This window comes from Acinetobacter tianfuensis (assembly GCF_003611465.1).
GTDB lineage: Bacteria > Pseudomonadota > Gammaproteobacteria > Pseudomonadales > Moraxellaceae > Acinetobacter > Acinetobacter tianfuensis.
On record NZ_RAXV01000097.1, the window covers coordinates 1 to 956 of the forward strand.

The 956-nt window shown below is 29.3% G+C and carries 1 protein-coding gene and 1 pseudogene; one reads left to right on the forward strand and one right to left on the reverse strand.

All coding sequences use genetic code 11. The annotated features are described in order from the left end of the window. Nucleotides 1–138 precede the first annotated feature (138 nt). Nucleotides 139–681 carry a hypothetical protein gene (locus tag D7V32_RS17030; RefSeq protein WP_120403948.1) on the forward strand — a complete coding sequence of 181 codons (543 nt, stop codon included), beginning with the start codon at nucleotides 139–141 and terminating at the stop codon, nucleotides 679–681. A 92-nt stretch (nucleotides 682–773) separates the two neighbouring features. Here D7V32_RS17030 and D7V32_RS17500 read toward each other — a convergent pair. Next, a pseudogene (locus tag D7V32_RS17500) lies at nucleotides 774–956 on the reverse strand (hypothetical protein); the annotation flags it as partial.

Here is a 956-nt window from a genome sequence, read left to right on the forward strand (position 1 = left end):
GTTTATTTCGTATAAGATATTTATGTTAAATAGATAATGAAGGCTTCTAGCCTGAATCTTGGATATAACTTTAGATAATATTAGTTTTAACTGTTAAATAAAAGTGATTCTGAAAAACACTAATATTAGGATAATATAATGACAATATTTTGTATTGAAAAAAATAATGATTTTCTGAAAATTAGTAGTGATCAAGCAGGAGACATAAACCCAAATGTTACTGAGTTATCTCTTGACTATATAAAAGCATTTTATATGTTTTTTGAAGAACTCTCGCACATAATCACACGGTTTGACTGGGATCATATAGCGGTAGAGTTTTGGTTTGACTGCGGGCAAATATATTTATTTCCAGAAAAAAAACTTGATGAAATGCCGACGGAATATGATCCTTATCCCGCTGAGAGGTTAGACCCTTATCTTGTTTTAAGTCTTACATCATATTTGAAAAAATATGATGCCTTTATAGATCATGATTATGGTAAGTTCTCAGATAGTGAATTTGAAGAATGGCATATCCAAAATTCTACAGAAGTTTTTAATAGTCTTAATATTGCTTTGAGTAATCGTAAACTCTCAAATTTCATTCTAAATTCATTGAATCGAAAAAATATTGTTTTTCGTTACTTTGGTAGCTCTAGAGAAACTGAGTATGGAGAAAAGACTATTCATTCCCACTAAAAAGCTAAAATTTCTAAAATCGGCATGATGCACGTTATACGAAATTTAAAAGATCCATCTAATATTTAATTAAATTATACAATCACTAATAATCATGTACTAAATCTTTCCAAAAAATCCTTACGCATCTTTATAGCCAGATGTCTGACCTTCTGAGAATACTTATTTTTATCCTTAATTAGATTCTCAATCCAATATAAAACATCACTATCAATATGCTCTGGCTTTTTTTGAAGCCAGTTTAAAACTAATTCAGGCCAATAGTTTGATGCGCT